The sequence below is a fragment of the Cupriavidus sp. 8B genome (genome assembly GCF_054589115.1).
In genome coordinates this window covers 1-1,243 of sequence record NZ_BAAILO010000368.1, presented here as the reverse complement: position 1 = coordinate 1,243, position 1,243 = coordinate 1, and the positions used below count along the sequence as shown (strand labels likewise).

1 protein-coding gene is annotated in these 1,243 nt (G+C 57.9%); it reads left to right on the top strand.

Annotated elements, in window-relative coordinates; translation table 11 throughout:
- Window positions 1–84 precede the first annotated feature (84 nt).
- Window positions 85–1,095 (top strand): IS5 family transposase, encoded by a 1,011-nt coding sequence (locus ACYP5B_RS34265; protein ID WP_459572592.1) that lies wholly within the window; start codon window positions 85–87, stop codon window positions 1,093–1,095.
- Window positions 1,096–1,243 lie beyond the last annotated feature (148 nt).

Here is a 1,243-nt window from a genome sequence, read left to right as displayed (position 1 = left end):
GGAAATGCTGATCAATTCAGCTACAGGTCATCCGGCGGAAAGCGTGGCGCGTTGAAGGTGAAGGCATGAAAAACAAAGACAAGGATGAAACAAACGAGCTTTGCCGATGTTGAGTTCGCGAAGAAGAAGCGCGTGACACGGCGCGAGAAGTTTCTCGGGGAGATGGATCGGATCGTGCCGTGGGCACGGTGGACCGCGTTGATTGAGCCGCTGTATCCGACGAGCGGCCGTGTTGGGCGGCAGCCGATTGGCGTGGAGAGGATGTTGCGGATGTACTGTCTGCAACAGTGGTTCAGTCTCAGTGATGAAGCCGTGGAAGACGCCCTCTACGACAGCCAGGCGTTGCGTCAATTCGTGGGGGTGGATCTGTCGCAAGAGTCGGCGCCTGATGCGACCACGCTGCTCAAGTTTCGCCGGTTGCTCGAGAAGCACGCGTTGACTGCCGCGATGTTCGATGAGGTCAAGGCCGTGCTCAGTGAGCGCGGGTTGCTGATGCGAGAGGGCACGATGGTCGATGCCACGCTGATCGCGGCACCGAGTTCGACCAAGAATAAAGGCAAGTCGCGTGATCCGGAGATGCACCAGACGAAGAAGGGAAACGAGTGGCATTTTGGCATGAAGGCGCACGTTGGCGCCGACGCCGACTCGGGACTGGTTCACAGCTTGCACACGACGGCGGCGAACGAAAGCGATATCGCTCACACCCATCACCTGCTGCATGGCGAGGAAAGCCAAGTGCATCTTGATGCGGGTTACACGGGTGTGGAGCGCAGGGATGAGATCAAACAAGCCCAAGGGCAAGGGACGATCCGCGCTGACATAAGCTGGCACGTAGCGGCAAAGCGCAGCAAGATTGAAAAGATGCCGGCAGGTCGGTGGAAGGACCTGACGAAGGCAGTGGAACGCAAGAAGGCCCAGATTCGGGCGCGGGTGGAACATCCCTTTCACGTGGTGAAGAACTTGTTTGGTCACAAGAAGACCCGCTACAAGGGCTTGGCCAAGAACACGGCACAGATGTTCAGCCTGTTCGGTCTGGCAAATCTGGTGATCGCCAAAAAGCCGTTGTTGGCGTTTCAGGGGAGCAATCCGTCTTGAACATGCAAATCGAGCCCGAAAGGGCACGAGATGGGGGGCATGCGGCGCGAAATCGGGCTCGGACCCCTCTCTTCTTCCGCATGGTGAAAATCAGGCGCCAAACAACCGCCGACCTTCAGCGCCGCTGCTATTGATCAGCAATTCCCTA